The 19221-nt window shown below is 64.0% G+C and carries 18 protein-coding genes and 1 tRNA gene; 9 read left to right on the top strand and 10 right to left on the bottom strand.

Annotated features, from left to right (window positions below; all coding sequences use genetic code 11):
- Position 1 precedes the first annotated feature (1 nt).
- Entirely contained in the window at positions 2-556 is a 555-nt protein-coding gene (locus BMX92_RS21100; protein ID WP_093020290.1) for a F0F1 ATP synthase subunit delta, read from the bottom strand.
- Positions 557-739: 183 nt separating this feature from the next.
- Positions 740-2299, bottom strand: coding sequence for a S1C family serine protease (locus BMX92_RS21105; RefSeq protein ID WP_093020226.1), 1560 nt, complete (start codon positions 2297-2299; stop codon positions 740-742).
- Between the two features lie 112 nt (positions 2300-2411).
- Between BMX92_RS21105 and ada the strand changes: the two genes are divergently transcribed.
- A complete protein-coding gene (ada, locus tag BMX92_RS21110; protein WP_093020292.1) occupies positions 2412-3485 on the top strand; it encodes a bifunctional DNA-binding transcriptional regulator/O6-methylguanine-DNA methyltransferase Ada in 1074 nt (357 codons plus the stop codon).
- Between the two features lie 75 nt (positions 3486-3560).
- Positions 3561-5078 (top strand): hypothetical protein, encoded by a 1518-nt coding sequence (locus tag BMX92_RS21115; RefSeq protein ID WP_093020228.1) that lies wholly within the window; start codon positions 3561-3563, stop codon positions 5076-5078.
- Here the strand turns inward: BMX92_RS21115 and BMX92_RS21120 are convergent.
- Positions 4996-5202 (bottom strand): DUF1289 domain-containing protein, encoded by a 207-nt coding sequence (locus BMX92_RS21120; RefSeq protein WP_093020230.1) that lies wholly within the window; start codon positions 5200-5202, stop codon positions 4996-4998. The two genes, BMX92_RS21115 and BMX92_RS21120, sit on opposite strands and share 83 nt — an antisense overlap.
- A gap of 150 nt (positions 5203-5352) precedes the next feature.
- On the opposite strand from BMX92_RS21120, the gene BMX92_RS21125 reads away from it, so the two are divergent.
- The 3 genes from BMX92_RS21125 to BMX92_RS21135 are packed head-to-tail and all read left to right on the top strand — an operon-like array spanning position 5353 to position 7643.
- Positions 5353-5892: a YfiR family protein gene (locus tag BMX92_RS21125; RefSeq protein ID WP_218145817.1), complete on the top strand. Its 540-nt coding sequence runs from the start codon at positions 5353-5355 to the stop codon at positions 5890-5892.
- A gap of 3 nt (positions 5893-5895) precedes the next feature.
- Positions 5896-7134 carry a diguanylate cyclase domain-containing protein gene (locus tag BMX92_RS21130; protein ID WP_093020232.1) on the top strand — a complete coding sequence of 413 codons (1239 nt, stop codon included), beginning with the start codon at positions 5896-5898 and terminating at the stop codon, positions 7132-7134.
- 11 nt (positions 7135-7145) lie between these two features.
- Positions 7146-7643 carry an OmpA family protein gene (locus BMX92_RS21135; protein WP_256213537.1) on the top strand — a complete coding sequence of 166 codons (498 nt, stop codon included), beginning with the start codon at positions 7146-7148 and terminating at the stop codon, positions 7641-7643.
- 3 nt (positions 7644-7646) lie between these two features.
- Here BMX92_RS21135 and BMX92_RS21140 read toward each other — a convergent pair whose 3' ends face one another.
- Entirely contained in the window at positions 7647-9818 is a 2172-nt protein-coding gene (locus BMX92_RS21140) for a primosomal protein N' (protein ID WP_093020236.1), read from the bottom strand.
- 46 nt (positions 9819-9864) lie between these two features.
- Positions 9865-10524, bottom strand: coding sequence for a DUF2490 domain-containing protein (locus tag BMX92_RS21145; RefSeq protein WP_093020238.1), 660 nt, complete (start codon positions 10522-10524; stop codon positions 9865-9867).
- A gap of 132 nt (positions 10525-10656) precedes the next feature.
- Between BMX92_RS21145 and fsa the strand changes: the two genes are divergently transcribed.
- Positions 10657-11310: a fructose-6-phosphate aldolase gene (fsa, locus tag BMX92_RS21150; RefSeq protein WP_093020240.1), complete on the top strand. Its 654-nt coding sequence runs from the start codon at positions 10657-10659 to the stop codon at positions 11308-11310.
- A gap of 186 nt (positions 11311-11496) precedes the next feature.
- On the opposite strand, the gene BMX92_RS21155 is transcribed toward fsa, so the two are convergent.
- Positions 11497-11573: transfer RNA gene (locus tag BMX92_RS21155), tRNA-Arg, on the bottom strand.
- 70 nt (positions 11574-11643) lie between these two features.
- Here BMX92_RS21155 and BMX92_RS21160 point away from each other — a divergent pair.
- On the top strand, positions 11644-12363 hold the full coding sequence (locus BMX92_RS21160; protein WP_093020296.1) for a queuosine precursor transporter: 720 nt from the start codon (positions 11644-11646) through the stop codon (positions 12361-12363).
- 145 nt (positions 12364-12508) lie between these two features.
- Positions 12509-13381, top strand: a complete 873-nt coding sequence (locus BMX92_RS21165; RefSeq protein WP_256213538.1) for a GGDEF domain-containing protein — start codon at positions 12509-12511, stop codon at positions 13379-13381.
- Here BMX92_RS21165 and truA read toward each other — a convergent pair.
- Together truA and fmt are read right to left on the bottom strand one after the other, a co-directional pair.
- A complete protein-coding gene (truA, locus tag BMX92_RS21170; protein WP_093020244.1) occupies positions 13358-14119 on the bottom strand; it encodes a tRNA pseudouridine(38-40) synthase TruA in 762 nt (253 codons plus the stop codon). The two genes, BMX92_RS21165 and truA, sit on opposite strands and share 24 nt — an antisense overlap.
- A 141-nt stretch (positions 14120-14260) precedes the next feature.
- A complete protein-coding gene (gene fmt / locus BMX92_RS21175; RefSeq protein WP_093020298.1) occupies positions 14261-15169 on the bottom strand; it encodes a methionyl-tRNA formyltransferase in 909 nt (302 codons plus the stop codon).
- 182 nt (positions 15170-15351) lie between these two features.
- Here fmt and recR point away from each other — a divergent pair, with 182 nt between their 5' ends.
- On the top strand, positions 15352-15948 hold the full coding sequence (recR, locus tag BMX92_RS21180) for a recombination mediator RecR (protein ID WP_093020246.1): 597 nt from the start codon (positions 15352-15354) through the stop codon (positions 15946-15948).
- A 1217-nt stretch (positions 15949-17165) separates the two neighbouring features.
- Here the strand turns inward: recR and BMX92_RS21185 are convergent.
- Together BMX92_RS21185 and BMX92_RS21190 are read right to left on the bottom strand one after the other, a co-directional pair.
- Positions 17166-18371 (bottom strand): ABC transporter permease, encoded by a 1206-nt coding sequence (locus BMX92_RS21185; protein WP_093020248.1) that lies wholly within the window; start codon positions 18369-18371, stop codon positions 17166-17168.
- Between the two features lie 130 nt (positions 18372-18501).
- Positions 18502-19218: an ABC transporter ATP-binding protein gene (locus BMX92_RS21190; protein ID WP_093020250.1), complete on the bottom strand. Its 717-nt coding sequence runs from the start codon at positions 19216-19218 to the stop codon at positions 18502-18504.
- Positions 19219-19221: the final 3 nt, after the last annotated feature.

Here is a 19221-nt window from a genome sequence, read left to right on the forward strand (position 1 = left end):
CTTAGCCTTTCATCGCCATGGCGAGAGTATTCAAACGGGTGCGGATAGAGCTGTCGATCATCTGGCTGCCGATCTTCACGACCAGCCCGCCCAGAATTGCGGGGTCGACCTTTGCCTCGACCGCGACTTCGCGACCGACACGGGCCTTGAGGCTCTTTTGCAGAGCGGTGATCTGGGTCTTGGTCAGCGGATGCGCGCTCGTCACTTCGGCGCGGGCCTCGCCCTTGTGATTCGACAACAGCGTTTCATAGGCGCGGATGACGGCGGGAAGCTGACCCAGGCGACGGTTCTGGGCGAGCACGCCAAGAAATTTTGTCGTGAGGTCGTCGATTCCGATGGAGGATGCGACGGCTGCGATCGTCTTCCCTGCTGCCTCGCGGCTCAACACGGGGCTGTTGATCAGTCCCTTGAAATCGGGCGATTCGGCCACGGCAGCCTTCAGGGCCGCCAGGCTTTCTGCCACGGTGTCGAGCGATTGTGCATCGCGCGCCAGATCGAACAGCGCCACCGCATAACGGCCACTGAGGCTGGCCTGAATACCGCCGGTAGTCTCCACGCGCTTATCGTCCTCCGCTTGATTTGCCGATATGCAAAAAGGGGGCGCGGTCTGATCCGTCCCGAGCCCCTGTTGCGGGCCGGTTAGCAGCGCCATTATGACTATGCAAGTCATGTGACGCGATTCCATCCATAGTGATGAAATACGGCTATTTGCCTGAGTAATTCCGCTGCGACGAATCGATCATTCGGCAGGATCGGCCGGTGCAAGCCGACCCTTTTGGCAATGATAGATGATCCGTTCATTGGGCTGGGCCGGAAGCAACGCTGTCATATCGCTCTGGAGCGCCGCGATCCGCGTCAGCCGTTCGGAGTCGCTGCCGCATCCCTTGATCGGCCCGTCCTTCTGGAGCGCGCGAATCTTGTCCATCGTGTCGAGGTCGGGCAGCCAGCGCTGGACGCGCAGCGTGCCGGTCGCCGGATCGAACTGGCTGGTGGACACGAAATTATGATCGTCGGGCACAGTGGCGCGCTGCCACTGGGTGCCGACGGAGACATATTGGGTCTCGCCATTGACGCAGCCGCCCTCGGCCCAGTTGAAGCCGACATCATTGGGCTGGGACACCGTCAGGCGGCTGCGGTTCAGATCGACCTTGCAGACATTGTCGCCAGCCCAGGCGAAGGCGCCGTTGCTGGTGATGCTCTTGTCTTCGGGCAGCTTCACCCGTTCGTCGATGCTGGAAAAGCTGGGCTTCAGGAAGAACAGGCCCAGCGCCGCCAGCAACAGCGCGCCGCCGCCGCCCAGGAACCAGGTCGCCTGCTTTTCCTTGCCCTGCGTGTAGAACAGGCCGCCCGCGCCCAGGCCCAGCACCGCCAGCGCCAGCAGCACGGCCGCGCCCGCCATCGCATTTTCGCGCGCGGTGATGACGTCCCGCTCCGCATCGTCCCGCGCCTTGCTCAGCGCCTGTTCGCGCGCGTCGGCGCTGGCGCGGTTCTTCTGCTCGCTCACCTGCGCCTCGCGCTGGGTCAGCGACGCATCGGCCGCGTCCGCTTCCGCCATGGACTTGCAACCCACGATGGTGTGGAGCGAATTGACGCCCGCCTGCCGCAGGAAGGACGCGACTTCGCGCCACGACACGGCGAATCCGAATTCGGCATCATTGCCGTCGGATACGGAACCGAAACTGTTCACGCCCAGCACCCGGCCACAATCGTCCACCAGCGGCCCGCCGCTATTGCCGGCTGCCAGCGGCGCGGTGTGCAGCAGCGTGTCGAAGCTCTGGCTGGCCCGGCCCGAAGAGATGGTGCCGCTGGTTTTCACCGTCGCCAGCGGCTGGACCAGTTGCTTGAGGCCAAGGCCCTGCGCGCGGTCGACCGTGCCGGGATAGCCGATCGCGGTGACACGCTGCCCGTCCGTCAGCGCCCCGGCATAGAAGGTGCTGACCGGGAGGCTACCTTCTTCCAACTGGATCAGGGCCAGGTCATTGCCCGGCGAATAGGCGATGATTCGCCCGCCATAGGTCTTGGTCCCTTCCGACGGGATCACGCCGATGACCAGATTCTTCTCCTCGCGCGCCAGTTCCACGACATGGGCGTTGGTCAGCACCTTGTCCGGCGCGACGGCAAAGCCGCTGCCATGGCCGACAAAATAGGCATCCGACCCGTCCGTCGCGACCAGCGCGACGCGCACGACCCCGCGCGCGGCGGCGGCGATATCCTGTTGTTCGGCATGCAGGGAGGCTGGCGCCAGCAGCGCGAGCATGAAGCCGAGGAAAGGGGCGAAGCGGCGGGGGAAGGGGACCATCGTGGCGCATTCATATGCGAAGCGGCACGCGGTGCAATCGGGAAAAGGCAAAATGCTTTGAGCGCAAGACGCAGGAAGCATGGCGGTCGGCATCCTTCTATCCCATATCCGCATGAACCAGATGACTCGCCTCACCATTTCTCCGCCGGCCCAGCCCGCTGCGATGCCCGATGCCGATAGCTGCTGGCACGCATTCCTGGCGCGCGACCGGTCGATGGACGGCGCCTTCGTCGGCTGCGTGTCCACCACCGGCATCTATTGCAAACCCAGCTGCGCGGCGCGCCATCCCCTGCGGGAGAATATGACCTTTCTGCCCGATCCTGCGGCGGCGCGGGCGGCAGGCTTCCGTGCCTGCCTGCGCTGTCGACCCGACGAGATCGGTCGCGATCGGCTGGCAGTGGACGCCGCGATCGCCTTTATCGAGGCTGTGGAGGAGCCGCCCCGATTGGACGATATCGCCGGTCATGTCGGTTATGCCCCGCATCATTTCCATCGCCTCTTCAAACGGGAAACCGGCCTGACCCCTGCCGCCTATGCGCGCGGCCTTCGGGCCGAGCGATTGAAGGCGGCACTGGAAGAACCCGGCAGCGTGACGTCCGCCATCTATGAAGCGGGCTATAACGCACCCAGCCGCGCTTATGCCGATGCGGAGCAACATCTGGGCATGACGCCGACCGCATGGAAGGATGGCGGGCGCGGGATCATGATCCGCTGGCGGACGATCGGCAGCAGCCTTGGCCCCATGCTCGTCGCCGCGACCGACAAGGGGCTGTGCCGCATCAGCTTCGGGGAAGGGGAGGCGGAACTGCGCGCGCGCTTCCCCCATGCCGATATCCATCCCGCCAATCCCGCGCTGGATGCTATGGCCCAACGGGTTGCGGCGCTGGTGGAAGACCCGGCAGCCGGGGCGGACCTGCCTATCGATGTGAATGGCACGGTGTTCCAGCAAGCGATCTGGGCCGCGTTACGCGCCATCCCGCCGGGCGAAACGCGCAGCTATGGGCAGATCGCTGCCGCGATCGGTCGCCCCGGTGCGGTGCGGGCGGCAGGCACGGCCTGTGGCGACAACAACCTCGCCGTCCTTATCCCCTGTCACCGCGTGCTGCGCAGCAATGGCGGCATGGGCGGCTATGCCTGGGGACTGGAAAAGAAACAGGCCCTGCTGGCGCGAGAAAAGCGCAAGTAACGGAGAGATTACGCCTTTTCATCATGCCTGCCTTCGGCCACCTTGCTTCCCGGGTAGTTGGGGAGCGGTTTGGGGATGACGCGATTCTGGATGAAAGCCGTGCTGGCCTTGCTGCTTGGCGGGGGTGTGCCGGTCGGTGCGCAGGCCGCCTGGTATCAGGCGCAAACCCGGCATTTCACCGTCTATAGCGAAGGCAATGACGAAAAGCTGCGAGGCTTTGCAGAACGACTGGAAAAGTTCGATTTCCTGCTGCGCCGCCTGACCGGCGTGACCAGCCCCGACAAGGGAAGCCCGGTAAAGGTCTATCTTCTGTCGAACGAGGCCAAGGTGAAGGAGCTGGCCCGCAATCCGAACATCGCGGGCTATTACACCACCTCCGATCGCACAGCTTATGCCTTTCTGGCGCGGGGCGCCAAGACGGGCATGTATGACACCGGCGCTGAAGAAATCTTATTCCACGAATATACCCATCATTTCATGCTGCATCATTTCCCGGCCGCCTATCCGGCCTGGTATGTGGAAGGGTTCGCGGAATTTTTCTCGGTCGTGGAGTTTCCCAAGGACGGGTCGATCCAGTTCGCCAAGGTGCCGATGGGGCGGGTGCCGGGGCTGGTTCAGGGGCAGCCCTATCCGCTCGCCCAATTATTGTCCCGCACGACCGATGGCCTGAACCTGCGGGATGGGGATCGCTATTATGGCACTGCCTGGCTGCTCACCCATTATTATTTCCAGAACAAGAATGCCTATACGACGGGCATGACCCGCTATCTCAACGATCTGGCGCAAGGGAAGCCGGACGTGAAGGCGGACGATTATTTCGAAGGGGGCGTGGCAGGACTGGAGAAGGTGCTGAAGGCCTATATGGGCAAGCGCCTCTACATATCGGTGCTGAAGCCGCAGGAAATGAATATCGGCGCCGTTACGGTAGCGCCTGTCGATCCGGCGCAGGGCGCGCTGATGGAGGATGAACTGCATCTCATCCATCGCCCGACCACGGAGGAGATGCCTGCGCTGGTCGCGTCTATTCGTACCACCGCCGCCAAATATCCGGGGAATGCCTATGCGCTGGCGCTGCTCGCAGAGGCGGAATGGGAAGCTGAGCAACCAGATGCCGCGGTGGCCGATGCCGACCGTGCGATTGCGATCGATCCCCAATCCTCCCGCGCCTATGCGGTTCGGGCGGAAGCCTTGCTGGCCCGGGCGCAGGATAGCGACAAGGAGGAGGACTGGAAGGCCGCACTGACCTCCATCGTTCGCGCCAATCGCGCGGATACGGAAGATCCCGTGCCGCTCGCGCTCTTCTACCGCTATCACGCCATGCGGGGCGGCAAGATGCCCGACATTGGCTATGATGGGCTGTACAAGGCTTTCACCCTGCTGCCGCAAAATCCCAATTACCGGTTCCAGATCGCCCAGGCGATGGCCTTTCGCGGCGAATATGAAGCCGCCTCGATCCTGCTCGATCCTATCGCCTTTTCCCCGCACGGATCGGAAATGCGCGAAGCGGCGATCAGGATGAAGGCGGACTATGATGCGCAGGCGGCGAAGAAGAAGCCTGCTGCCCCGACTGGAAGTCCCGCACCCGCAGCATGACCGCCATGCGCTGCTTGTCGCCCAGGCTGCGCCAATGGACGATCTCCTCGATCGTTCGGCCGCAACCGGTACAATAGTGCCGGTTTTGGTCGAGCGAACAGAGGTTGCGGCAGGGGCTATCCATTCCGTCAGCCTAGCCTGTCGCACAGGCCTTCGCCAGCGACGCACGGCCCGTTCCGGTACCGTCTCGCGAGCGGAATGATTTTTGCTGTATTTTACGTGTGATTAACTATACTCGGCTCGACCTTGATGAGTCTGGGGATTGAGGTCGGGCTTGCGCAGTATCTTCTTCTATCTGTTGCTATTGATCCCGACCGTCGCCTTTGCGGTTCCCACGATCCAGCCTGCCATGTTGCCACTGGGCACCGGTACGGATGCGACGGCGGCGGGGACTGCGCGCATGGTCGGCGCGATGCTGGAATATACGCGCTGGCCAACCGCCCGACCGGTGGTTCGGTTCTGCCTGGCCGGGAATGCGCGCCATGCGGGGCGTTTGGCCGACATCAGCCTGTCCAACGGCGCCCAACTTCAGTTTTCCAGTGTGACTGGATCGGCTTCAGCCCGATCAGAAGGTTGCGACGCCCTCTATATCGGTCGGCTCGACCCTGGGCCGATGCAGGGCCTGATCGCCGATACGCGCGGCCAACCCGTTCTCACCATTGCGGAGGATGATCCCGATTGCCGTAGCGGGGCGATCTTCTGCCTGCTCTACGCGCCGCAGACCCTGTCTTTCCAGCTCAATATCGATGCGGTGTCGCGATCGACCGTGCGGATCGATCCCCGCGTCCTGCGCCTGTCGAAAGGAGGCTATTGAACCATGTCAGCCCCCGTCGATAATGCCCCATCCACGCCCGTTCTGCCGACCCTGCGTCAGGTGTTGGCCCGCGCGCATATGCGCCTCATCCTGTTCGCCGTACTGATGGCGGGCGTGACCTTGACCGTCACCGGCGTCCTTGTCATTCGTGGCTATGCCGACCGCAACCTCGCGCTGATCGCCCGGACCGTTGCCTATACGGTCGAACCGGCGCTGATATTCGACGATATGGATGCGGCACGTAGCGGCATTGCCGCCGTCGCTGCGTCGGAAAGCGTGCACCGGGTCGATGTGCGTGATCCGCAGGGTCGGGAACTGGTACTCTGGCGCCGGCCCGGCGATGGCATCATGACCATGATCGAGGGCGGCATCGCCAATCTGGTGGCGCCATCCCCCGCGACCGTAGAGGTACGGCGCGGCGACCGTTTGATCGCGCGGGTCAGCGTCCATGGCGGGGCAGAGGGGCTGGGGCGCTTCATCCTGTCGGGTCTGGCCACGGCGATCGCCTGCCTCGTCCTCACCCTGATCGCGACATGGGCACTGGCGCGGCGCTTGCAGCGCGACGTCACCGACCCGCTGGGCCGGATCGCGGATGTCGCCCATGAAGTTCGCGCCAACCGCCAGTTCGACCGCCGCGCACCCCGCTCCCATATTCGGGAGGTCGATCAGTTGGGCCGCGATTTCAACGCCTTGCTGGAGGAGTTGAACGACTGGCATAGCGGCGTCCTGTCGCAAAATCGCATGCTGGAGCGGCAGGCGACCCGCGACGCGCTGACGGGCCTTGGCAATCGCGCCATGTTCGAACGCTCCTTGCCTGCCACCATGGCGCAGGCGGATGCACTGAACCTGCCTTTCGCGATCCTCTATCTGGACGTGAACCGGTTCAAGCCGGTCAACGACACCTATGGCCATGATGCGGGGGATGCGATGCTGATCGTCATCGCCGCGCGGCTGCGGGCGGGGCTGCGTGTTGGCGATCAGGCCTTCCGTCTGGGCGGGGACGAATTTGCGCTTATCCTGGCGCCGGGCGTCGGGCCGGAGGAACTGGAAGCGATCAAGGCGCGCATCCTGGACGGCATGCGCCAGCCGATCATGCTGCCCGGCGGCCAGAGGGTCGACGGTTCGCTCAGCATCGGCAGCGCCCGATACCCGCAGGACAGCGCAGACGCGCGCGATCTGCTGCGCCATGCGGACGCGGCCATGTATGCCGCCAAGGGGCGGCGCGCGGGCGGCAGGGAATAAGGGAGAATAATATGAGGATGCACCGGATTTTGCTGATCGTCTCGCTGGGCTTGCTGGCCGCCTGCCAGACGGTTCAGCCGCAGCGGCAGTCCGGCTTCACGCCGCGTCAGGTAGCCGCGCTTCAGCAGCAGGGTTTCGAAGCGGTGGGCGACGACTGGCAGTTCGGCATGGCCGATCGACTGCTCTTCGCGACGGACGAAAGCACGCTGATCGCGAACCAGAAGGTGGCGATCGGCCGCATTTCCACTGCGCTGGTCGCGGTGGATATTCGCGGCGCGCGGGTCGAAGGGCACACCGATTCCATCGGAGCCGCCAGCTATAATGAGGCGCTTTCGCTCCGCCGTGCGCAGGCGGTGGCCGATGCGATGATGTCCGGCGGCATGGCCCGGCCGGCGATGCGGGTCGTGGGCATGGGCGCGCGGGTGCCGGTGGAGAGCAACCGGTCTTCGGACGGACGCCGGGAAAATCGCCGCGTGGTGATCATCGTCTCGCCCGCCGATGCGTCCTGATACTCACATGAAGCTGTAGGGATCGATATCCACAGCCACGCGCGTTCCCGATTTCCACGCCAGATTGCCCAGCCATTCGCGGATCGCCGCCTGTACATCGACCTGCCGCGTCGCATGGATCAGCAGGCGGTGCCGATGTCGCCCCCGCAGCACGGACAGCGGCGCAGGGGCGGGGCCATAGACTCGCATCCCCTCTATCATCGGCGCCGACTTGCCGATCAGCCGGGCGGTCTGTGCCGCCTCATCGGCATTTTCGCTCGATATGATGATCGCGGCGAAGCGGCCGAAGGGCGGGGCGTTGGCGCGTCGGCGATTCTCCGTCTCGACCCAATAGAATCGTTCGGTATCGCCGTCGATCAGCGCCTTGATAACCTCGCTTTCGGGCATGCGCGTCTGGATGAAGACCTTGCCCGGCTTCTCCCCACGTCCGGCGCGCCCGGCTACCTGCACGATCTGCTGGAAGGTCCGCTCGGCCGCGCGCAGATCGCCGCCCTCCAGCCCCAGATCGGCGTCGATCACCCCCACCAGAGTCAGGTTGGGGAAATGATAGCCCTTGGTGATGAGCTGGGTGCCGACGATGATGTCGATATCGCCCGCCTCCACCGACTTCACGAAATCGGCCGCTCGCGCCGGCGAATGCAGCGTATCCGATGTCGCGATGGCGATCCGCGCCTGCGGCCACAGCGCCTTCACCTCATCCGCGATCCGCTCGACGCCGGGACCGCAGGCGACCAGCGAATCCTCCTCCTTGCACTCCGGGCAGCGGCGCGGGGCAGGGACGACATGGCCGCAATGGTGGCAGGCCAGCCGATGCGTCAGCCGATGCTCCACCATCCAGGCGGTGCAATTGGGGCATTGAAAGCGATAGCCGCAATGGCGGCACAGGGTCAGCGGCGCATAGCCGCGCCGGTTGAGGAAGAGCAGGCTCTGCTCGCCCTTTTCCATCACCGCGTCGATCGCCTTGACCACAGGCGGCGCGATCCAGCGGCCGCGCTCTGGCGGATCGGTCAGCAGGTTGATGCCCTCGATCGTCGGCATCTCCGCCCCGCCAAAGCGCGACGGCAGCTTGATTTCGGCATAGCGGCCCAGTTCCACCTGATGCCGCGTCTCGATCGCGGGCGTGGCGGAAGCCAGCACGACGGGAAATTTCTCCATCAGTCCACGCATCACCGCCACGTCGCGCGCGTGATAATGGACGCCTTCCTCCTGCTTGAAACTGGCCTCATGCGCCTCGTCGACAACGATCAGGCCAAGGTTCGGATAGGGCAGGAACAGCGCCGATCGTGCGCCGACCACCACCTGCGCCTGTCCGCTGGCGATGGCGCGCCAGGCCCTACGCCGCTCGCTCTGGCGCAACCCGCTATGCCAGTTGACCGGCACCGTACCGAACCGCTTCTCGAACCGCTCCAGAAACGGCTCGGTCAGCGCGATTTCAGGCAGCAACACCAAAGTCTGCCGGTCGGCGCGGATCGCCGCCGCAATCGCCTCGAAATAGACTTCCGTCTTGCCCGATCCGGTCACGCCATCCAGCAGGAAGGGCGCAAAGTCGTGCGCGCGCACAGCGTCCGCCATCTGGTTTGCCGCGCTGCGCTGCGCTTCCGACAGTTCGGGTGGCGCATGGTCGGGATCGGGCATGGGGAAGGGCGTGTCGACGCTGACCTCCACCGCCTCGAATATGTCCTGCTTGATCAGGCCCCGGATCACCGCGTCGCTGACCCCGCCGATCATCGCCAGTTCGCGGATCAGCCCCTGCCGCTCGCCGATCCGATCCAGCGCTTGGCTCCGCTGCTCGGTCATCCGGTCGGGCGCCGCGCCGGTCGCCCGATATTCGATCACCGTCCGCGCGCCCTCCAGCGCCGCCATGGACGACAGCGCCATGCGCAACACGGCAGCGGGCGGCGACAGATAATAGTCCGCCGTCCATTCGATCAATCGGCGGAGCGGTTCAGGCAAAGGCGGGGCGTCCACCACCTCCAGCAGATTGCGCAGCCTGTTGTCGCCGACCGTCTCGATATCGGGGAAACTATCTTCCTCCCACACCACGCCGATCAGCTGGCGCGGCCCCAGCGGCGCGACGACGATGCTGCCCGGCTCCACCCGCATGCCATGCGGCACACGATAATCGAGCGGCCCCAGGGCAGCGTTCAGGATCAGGACACGGGCGCGGGACGACATGCCACTGTCCTTAAAGCGCTGGGCGCGGGGCGCAATGGCTTCGCGGCTACAGCCGCCAGCTTAGCGTCAGCCAGGGGATGTGCGACACGACATCCGGCCGCCCATCCCGAAAATTTTGCTGCCGCATATAAAGGAGTTGCGCGTCCAGCGCTCTGGCGATCGGGTGGCGCAGGCCGATCTGGTTACGCATCATCGCAAGGCCGGTCTTGTCGCTGGGCCGGGCACGGTTGAGGTGAAAGAAGAGTTCGGTCGCCGCGACCACCGTCCACTTCTTCGCGCGATCGATCGGCACCGATGCCTGCACCCTCTGCCGGAACCGCCAGCTTGGCGCATCGGCCGTGCTGAAAAATCGTTGTTCGATCCGGCTGCGGATCAACCACATTCCCTTCGTCACGATCGCCTGCTGAAACAGGCGCATCTCCTTGTCGACCTCACTATCCAGATAGGCGATGCCGCCACCCAGTTGCAGATGCGGTGCGACGGTATGGTCCAGTCCGATCCGCGCGACGAATTGCTCACCGCCGCTATCCGCGTCGGACCGCAGGCGTTGGCTCGAATCAATGGTCACGATGTCGCTGTCGCTCGCCCGGATCGTTGCCAGTTCGGTCATCCACGCCTGACTCTCGCTTTCGGCCGCAATGGCGGGCATGGGCGCAAGAAAGAGGCATAGCCCCGTGGCGAAGCGGGCGCGGGGCGAACAGGACATGTCTGGTCCTTTGGAAAGGTGCCGACGGCTTAGTCTGGCCGCATCGCCGATGCAATTCGTGTCGCGCAAGATGGCGAATCCGCACCGCAGCCGCTAAAGGGGCGCGATTCGCCCATCCCCGGAGTCCATCCCATGAAATTCTTCGTCGACACCGCCGACACCGCCGAAATCCGTGAACTCGCCGCCACCGGCCTGCTCGATGGCGTCACCACCAACCCCTCGCTGATCCACAAGTCGGGCCGCAAGTTCCTGGAAGTGGTCGAGGAAATCTGCGGTATCGTGGATGGTCCGGTGTCCGCCGAAGTGGTCGCGCTCGACCATGAAACGATGATGAAGGAAGCCGAAGTCCTTCGCAAGATCGCCGACAATGTCTGCATCAAGGTGCCGCTGACCATCGACGGGCTGAAGACCTGCAAGGCGCTGACCGACGATGGCACGCTGGTCAACGTCACCCTCTGCTTCTCGGCCAATCAGGCCCTGCTCGCCGCCAAGGCTGGCGCCAGCTTCATCTCGCCCTTCGTCGGCCGCCATGACGATAATGGCTTCGACGGTATGGCGCTGATCGGCGATATCCGCCTGATCTACGACAATTATGGCTTCGACACCGAAATCCTGGTCGCTTCGGTCCGTCACCCCATCCATGTGCTGGAAAGCGCCCGCATCGGCGCCGACGTGATGACCGCCCCGCCGTCCGTCATCAAGATGCTGTCCAGGCATGTGCTGACCGACAAGGGCCTCGAAGGCTTCGCCGCCGACTGGGCGAAGACCGGCCAGACGATTCTCTGATAAAATCGCGCCGGCCCGCCCTGGCTTCCGGGAATCATATCATGGTTCTGGAAAGTCGGGGCGGGCCGCTGCTTTATGATGGACTGACTTATGCGTGACCCCGACAAGCCCGATTTCGGTTTCCTGTGGTTCGCGCTGCTGCTGACCCTCATGGGCCTGCTGTTCATGCTGTTTTACGGCTGAAATTGGCGACCCCGACAGGATTCGAACCTGTGACCATCCGCTTAGAAGGCGGATGCTCTATCCAACTGAGCTACGGGGCCGTGCGGATGCCGCGATAGCGGGCGTGGAGCCCGCTTGCAATCGCCTGTCTGCGCGATAAGCATGACCGCCATGAGCGAAGGGGCCATTCATAAGATCGACGCAGCGGCGCTGGGTACGCGCCCCTTGCGCTATTACGACTTCTTCATGGCGGCCTTCGTCGCCATATTGCTGCTGTCCAACCTGATCGGCGCGGCGAAGCTGTCGACATTGGGCGGCTTCACCTTTGGCGCAGGCATTCTCTTCTTTCCGCTCGGCTATGTGCTGGGTGACGTGCTGACCGAAGTCTATGGCTATGCCCGCGCGCGGCGCTGCGTCTGGGTGGGCTTTGCGGCGATGCTGTTCATGGCTTTCATGAGTTGGGTGGTGGTCGCTCTGCCTCCGGCGGACGGCTGGCCCGACCAGAAAGCCTATGAAGCGGTGTTTGGCAGCACCTGGCGGATCGTCTTTGCGTCGGTCTGCGCCTTCTGGGCCGGCGAATTCGCCAACAGCTTCGTCCTCGCCAAGATGAAATTGCTGACGCAGGGACGGCATCTGTGGATGCGCACCATCGGCTCGACCATCGTGGGGCAGGGCGTCGACAGCCTGCTTTTCTATCCCCTCGCTTTCTATGGTGACTGGACCAATGCGCAGGTGCTGACCGTCATGGTCACCAATTGGGCGATGAAGGTCGGCTGGGAAGCGATCCTGACGCCGGTCACCTATGCCATGGTCGCCTTCGTCAAGCGACGCGAAGGGCTGGATATCTATGATTCCGGTACGGATTTCACGCCGTTCAAGACTAGCATCTGAGAAATTTTACGGAAATGCAGCAACGGTAAAGCCTCTATTTACGGATTGGCCTCCAAGAGGGGGCATGAGCAGGCAGTCCCACCGGCATTTTTCGAATAATGACAATCATCGGCCGGTTTCAGACCTTTCGCCAATCGATAGGAGCATGGCGGCGGCGCTCGCACTGGCGCAGCGCCGGTTCGAGGCAACCTTTCTCCACGCGCCGGTCGGCATCGCCCATGTCGGGCTGGATGGCCGCTTCCTGCTGGTCAATCCGCGCTTCTGCGCGATCAGCGGCTATGATGCCGATACGCTGATTCGCACCGGTTTTCAGCAGATCACCCATCCCGATGATCTGAACGCGGACGAAGCGCTGCTGGCGCGCCTCAACAGTGGAGAGATACCGCGCTACTCCATGGAAAAACGTTATGTCCGGGCGGACGGGGCGATCATCTGGATCAACCTGACCGTCGCGATGGCGCGGGATGAGGCGGATCAGCCCGAATTTTATGTCGCCGTGATCGAGGATCTGTCGGACCTGCGGCAGGCCAGTTTCGAGGCGCTGCATGATGCGTTGACCGGATTGCTCAACCGCCGCGGCTTTGCCTGCCGGGCGCGGGACATGCTGGCCGATGCCGGGCAGCAGGGGCGCAGCGTCAGCCTCCTCTACCTCGATCTGGATGGCTTCAAGCAGTTGAACGACAAATATGGCCATGCTGCCGGCGACGGCTGTCTGGTCGATGTCGGCCAGTTGCTGAAGGATCAGGCCTGTCCCGGCGATATCGTCGCGCGCATCGGCGGGGACGAATTTCTGCTGCTCGCCACCGAATGGGACCATCAGCCGGTGTCGGATAGTGCCGAGGCGATACGGCTGGCGCTGGCCACCTATGGCATGGGGATCAGCGGCAGCTTTGGCATCGTCACGACCGACCTGCCCGATCCGGCCGATCTCGACCGGCTGATCGCCTGCGCCGACGATGCGATGCGCACCGCCAAGCGCGCCGGCAAAAACCGGCTATGCGGCGCCGCCTTCATCTGACGGATAGGTCGCCCGCACGAAATAGAGCCCGTCTGGCGGGGCGTTGAGGCCCAGCGCCGCCCGATCCTTCGCCTCCAGCGCATCGCGCAGGTCATCGGCGGACCAGCGCCCCATGCCGACCATCGCCAGACAGCCGACCATCGAGCGCACCTGATGATGCAGGAAGGATCGCGCCGCCGCATGGATGGCGATGCGGTCGCCATCGCGTTCGACATCCAGCCGGTCCAGCGACTTGACGGGGCTGTGTGCCTGACAATGGGCGGACCGGAAGGTGGTGAAGTCATGCCGCCCGACCAATATCTGCGCCGCATCCTGCATCGCCCCGGCGTCGAGCGGCTGGATGACCCGCCATGCCAGTCCGGTTTCGAACGTCAGCGGCGCGCGGCGATTGGCGATGCGATAGACATAGGACCGACCGATGCAGGAGAAACGGGCATGCCAGTCGTCCGCCACCTGCTCGCACGCCAGGATCGCGACCGGATTGGGCCGCATCTTCGCGTTGATCGCCTCCATCAGGCGGAAGGGGTCTATCGGCTTGTCCACCTCCGCATGGGCGCGCATCGCCAGGCCGTGGACGCCCGCATCGGTGCGCCCGGCGGCATGAATGACGGCGCGTTCGCCCGTGACCGCGAAGATCGCATCCTCGATCGTCTGCTGCACGCTGGGGCCATGCGCCTGCCGCTGCCAGCCCATAAAGGGGCGGCCGTCAAATTCGACGGTGAAGGCGAAACGGGTCATGCCTTTTCTCCCCTCCCTTTCAGGGAGGGGCCGGGGGTGGGTGCGATTGCGTCAGCAATCGCCAGACGGCCGTGGTGGCAGGCTCGCTTTGCTCGCAACCCACCCCAACCCCTCCCTGAAAGGGAGGGGCTATAGGAATAGTCACCCATCCACCCGGCTCCCGGCGGGCATGGCAAATCCACGCAGCAATTCGCCCGGCGTCATCGCGCCCTTGCCCGCCCGCTGGATCAGCGTCGGGCGGATCGCGTCATGGCCGCAGCCGATCAGCAGGCTGTCGTCCAGCAATGCGCCCGCCGCCCCGGCATGATGTTCGACATGGGCGGCCAGGATACGGAAACGCTCGCCCTGATATTCGAAAAAGGCGCCGGGGAAGGGATTGAAGGCCCGAACGAGCCGTTCGACCTGATGCGCGCCCTTGCCGAAATCGATGCGCGATTCCGCCTTGTCGATCTTGGCGGCATAGGTGACGCCCTCGTCGGGCTGCACCATGGGCGGGTGCAGCGATATATCGTCCAGCACTTCTACCATCAGTTCCGCACCGGCCTGCGCCAGTTCGGCGGTCAGCGCGCCGGCGGTCTTGCCCTCGACGGGGGTGACATGCTTGGCGCGCATCGGGCCGGTGTCCAGCCCCGCCTCCATATCCATGATGGTGACGCCGGTGACATTGTCGCCCGACAGGATCGCCCGCTGGATCGGCGCCGCCCCGCGCCAGCGCGGCAGCAGGGAGGCGTGGATATTCATGCAGCCATGGCGCGGCGCGGCCAGCACGGCGCGCGGCAGGATCAGCCCATAGGCGGCGACCACCGCGACATCGGCGTCCAGCGCGGCGAAGGCGGCCTGCACCTCGGCATCCTTCAGCGAAACCGGGGTGCGGACCTCTATGCCCAGTTCCTCCGCCCGCAGATGCACGGGGGAGGGGCGCAGCGCCTTGCCGCGACCGGCGGGGCGGGGCGGCTGGCTATAGACCGCAATGACGTCATGACCTGCCTTCACCAGCGCGTCGAGCGCAGGAACGGCGAAATCGGGGGTGCCCATATAGATGATACGCATGATGATCTTTATCCGGTTCCGCACCGGCCCGCCCCGCCACCCGGCCACCCATATGATACTGCCGTTGGGTGGCCGGGTGGGGGAGCGGGCCGGCACCGCATCCGAAATGCGTCGAAGGCGCATTTCCAAAGAAGCTCCTCAAAGCTCTTGTCGGGATGACATGCAACCCCTTATCTCACGATATGGCCTCACCAGAAATCGAAGCATTGACCCAAGCGCTGTCCCGCCTGCCTGGACTTGGCCCCCGTTCGGCGCGCCGCGCGGTGCTGCATCTGCTCAAGCGGCGCGAGGGCGCGATGGAGCCGCTGCTGCGCGCGCTGGAGGCGGTGAACGAACGGCTCGTCACCTGCCATGTCTGCGGCAATGTGGACACGGTCGATCCCTGCGGCATCTGCACCGACCATCGCCGCGATCCGCGCGCGCTGTGCGTGGTGGAGGATGTGTCGGACCTCTGGGCGCTCGACAAGTCGCGCCTCTTCCCCGGCCGCTTCCATGTGCTGGGCGGTCGCCTGTCTGCGCTGGAGGGGGTGCGGCCCGAAGACCTGACCATCGACGCGCTGGTCGCCCGGCTGGAACAGGGCGGCGTGGACGAAGTGGTGCTGGCGATGAACGCCACGCTGGAGGGGCAGACCACCGCCCATTATCTGGCGGAACGGCTGGAGCGCTTCCCGATCCGCCTGACCCAGCTCGCCCATGGCGTGCCGGTCGGCGGCGAACTGGATTATCTGGACGAAGGCACGCTGGCGCAGGCGCTGCGGGCGAGGCGACCGGTGGGCTGATCCAGCCCGCGTCCAATAGGCCCGCGTCCAATAGGATAGTCCGAAGTTCACAATGTCGTCGGGCATAAGTGCCTGTTTTGCACCCGGAACGCGCCTGTGACGCGCCGGATAGGCACCGGTAACGCCACAGGGGCGGGTTTCGGAACGCGCCTGCCGCGCGTCTGCGGCGCACCGCCGACGCGGCAGGCCTGCGCCATGTAAGCGCCATTTCCGCGTCACGGGCGCGCGGGCCGCTGGGTGAGGGCGAAGCAAATCGGTTCCGGACCATGCCCCGAAAGGAATCAGAAAAGGGACGGATAGGAAAGGTTGGGGGCGGGGGAGGCGGCAGGGGCAGGGCTCTGATAAAAGCGTCGCGGGAATGACGTACTTGGGTGGAGAGCGGAATGTCGGCTTCCGAGAATGTGCGGGCCAATAGCTGCCGTAATGAAGTGACGAAAAACCCTGCATTTGGGGTTGTCGCGCATTCGTCCAATCCGACGGCGTTTTCCGGCATCAAATCAGGATGAACGGAGTGGCAATCAAGCCTCGGGAAAACGAGCGGGACAATCAGGCCATTGGCAACGCCCTGATGCGGCATGCTGGCCGTGGACAGATAACTGAATTGCAGACTTCGGATGCATCGACCATAAGTGTTCAATGCGGTTGATCGTGGTAATGTCACTCGCCCCATGGGCTCTGGTAAATGTGCAGCCTGCGTCCGCTACACAGATACTCAACGAGCAAGACCGTGCCGTTGTCTGTGCAGTCAGCGAAGTTGCACTTTCGACCTTGAAATTCATAAGTCAAGACATTGATGGCGGTGCCAAAAATACGATTGTGCGTCTCCAACAAGAGGCAGGCGGATATACGCAATTGCCGAAAAAGATCAGGTGTGGAAAGAAAGTCATAAGGCTCGTTGCACGTCGCTACGGGACTTACATGGATGCATTTATCCTTTCACGGAATGGGAACGAGATTGTAATCTCGGGTGGTTATCAAGCAAGCTCACTGGACGGTGCTAGTGGTGACTGCCTATTTCGTCTCAGCGGAGGGGAATGGCACAATGTGGCTTGCCGTATCCACACAGTGTCGTAGCCGCCGCTCGTCGTCGCGACCGCCTTCATGTCGGGAAATCAGGTGCTCCCGTAAACGTCAGCTTCCGAGCATCGCGCATTCCCCAATAAATGACCACCGTTGGTCGCCACCAGTCGTCCCGCGCCTCGCCCGCATCCCTTCACCTACTCATGCCGCAACGCATCGATCGGGTTGAGCGCCGCCGCCCTGCGGGCCGGGAAATAGCCGAACACCACGCCGATCGCGGCCGAGAAGAGGAAGGCGATGGCGTTGACCTTCACGTCGAACAGGAAGGGCACCTGCATCAGCGGCGCGATGGCGACGGAGGCGATCAGCGCCAGGAACAGGCCGATCAGGCCGCCCAGACAGGATAGCACGATCGCCTCCACAAGGAATTGCATCAGCACCTCGCGCGCGACCGCGCCGATGGCGAGGCGGATGCCGATTTCCCGCGTCCGCTCCGTCACCGACACCAGCATGATGTTCATGATGCCGATCCCGCCGACCAGCAGCGATATCGCCGCCACCGCGCCGACGATCTGGGTCAGGATGGTGGTCGTGCCGGTCAGCGTGTCGCTGATCTGCTTGGTGTCGAAGACGTTGAAATTGTCCTGATCGCCCGCCTTGATCTTGCGCCGCTCGCGCATCAGTTCCTCAAGGCTGGCCTGCACCGTGCTGGTGTCATAGGCGTCGTCCACCGCGACCATGATCTGGCTGATGTCGCGGTCGCCGGTGAAGCGGCGCTGCACGAACTTGATTGGCATGACCACGACATCGTCCTGATCGCCAAAGCCGCCCTGACCGCGCGTGGCGAGCACGCCCACGACCTGACAGGATACGCCCTTGATCCGCATCCGCTGGCCGACTGGCTCGGTGCCCTGGAACAGGTTGGTGCGCACCGTATTGCCGATGATGCAGACGGATTTGCCCGCTTCCTCTTCGTCGGGCAGGAACAGGCGGCCGTCCGCCACCTTCCACTGCTGCACCTCCGAATAGGCGGAGGTGGTGCCATAGACGGTGGTCGACCAGTTATTGCCTTCATAGATGGCGGTGCCGCTCGACTGCACCACCGGCGCCACGGCGCGCACGCCGGTCAGCTGGTTTTCGATGGCGGTCAGGTCGCGTTCCTTGAAGTCCGGCGGCCTGGGACCGCCGCCGCCCCGGCCGAAGCCCTGACCCGGCCGCAATTGCAGCACATTGGCGCCCAGCGAACTAATCTGTTCGCGCACGGCCGCAGTCGCGCCATTGCCCAGCGTCACCATGGTGACGACCGCGGCCACGCCGATGATGATGCCCAGCGTGGTGAGGAAACTGCGCAGCTTGTGCCGGTTGATCGCGCGAAAGGCGAGGATGACTGTAGTGCCTAGCACGGGCTGTAATCCCTAAATCCGTTCGGGCTGAGCGAAGTCGAAGCCTTTGCCTGAGTGTAGCGAAGGCGCTTCACTGCGTTCAGCGATGCCCTTCGACTTCGCTCAGGGCGAACGGTCATTGTGACCACCCTCACGCCGTCACCCCCGCTTCGATGCTTTCGACCAGCCCGTCGCGGAAATGGACGATGGTGCGGGCATAGGCGGCCATGTCCGGCTCATGCGTCACCATCAGCACGGTGATGCCGCTATTCCTGTTGAGGTCGGTCAGCAATTCCATGATCTCGATCGAGCGCTGCGAATCGAGATTGCCGGTCGGCTCGTCCGCCACCAGCACATCGGGCTGGGTCACGATGGCGCGGGCGATGGCGACGCGCTGCTGCTGCCCGCCGGAGAGTTCGGCCGGGGTATGATCCCACCAGTCCTTGAGGCCCACCTTGTCCAGCGCGGCCATGCCCATTTCATAACGCAGCTTCTTGTCCTCACCGCGATAGAGCAGGGGCAGTTCGACATTCTCCAGCGCGGTCGTGCGCGACAGCAGGTTGAACCCCTGAAACACGAAGCCCAGATAGCGGCGGCGCAGCAGCGCCCGCTGGTCGCGGTCCAGTGTCTCCACATGATGACCCTTGAACAAATAGGTGCCGCCAGACGGCACGTCGAGGCAGCCGAGGATGTTCATCGTTGTCGACTTGCCCGAACCGGACGGTCCCATGACGGCGACGAAATCGCCCTGCTGGATGTCGAGGTCCACGCCCTTGAGCGCCTGAAACGCGGTCGGCCCTTCGCCATATATCTTGGTGACGCCCCTTAAGGAGATAATGGGCAGGGAGATGATGGGATCGGCAGCCATGGC

This window comes from Sphingobium sp. YR768 (genome assembly GCF_900111125.1).
GTDB lineage: Bacteria > Pseudomonadota > Alphaproteobacteria > Sphingomonadales > Sphingomonadaceae > Sphingobium.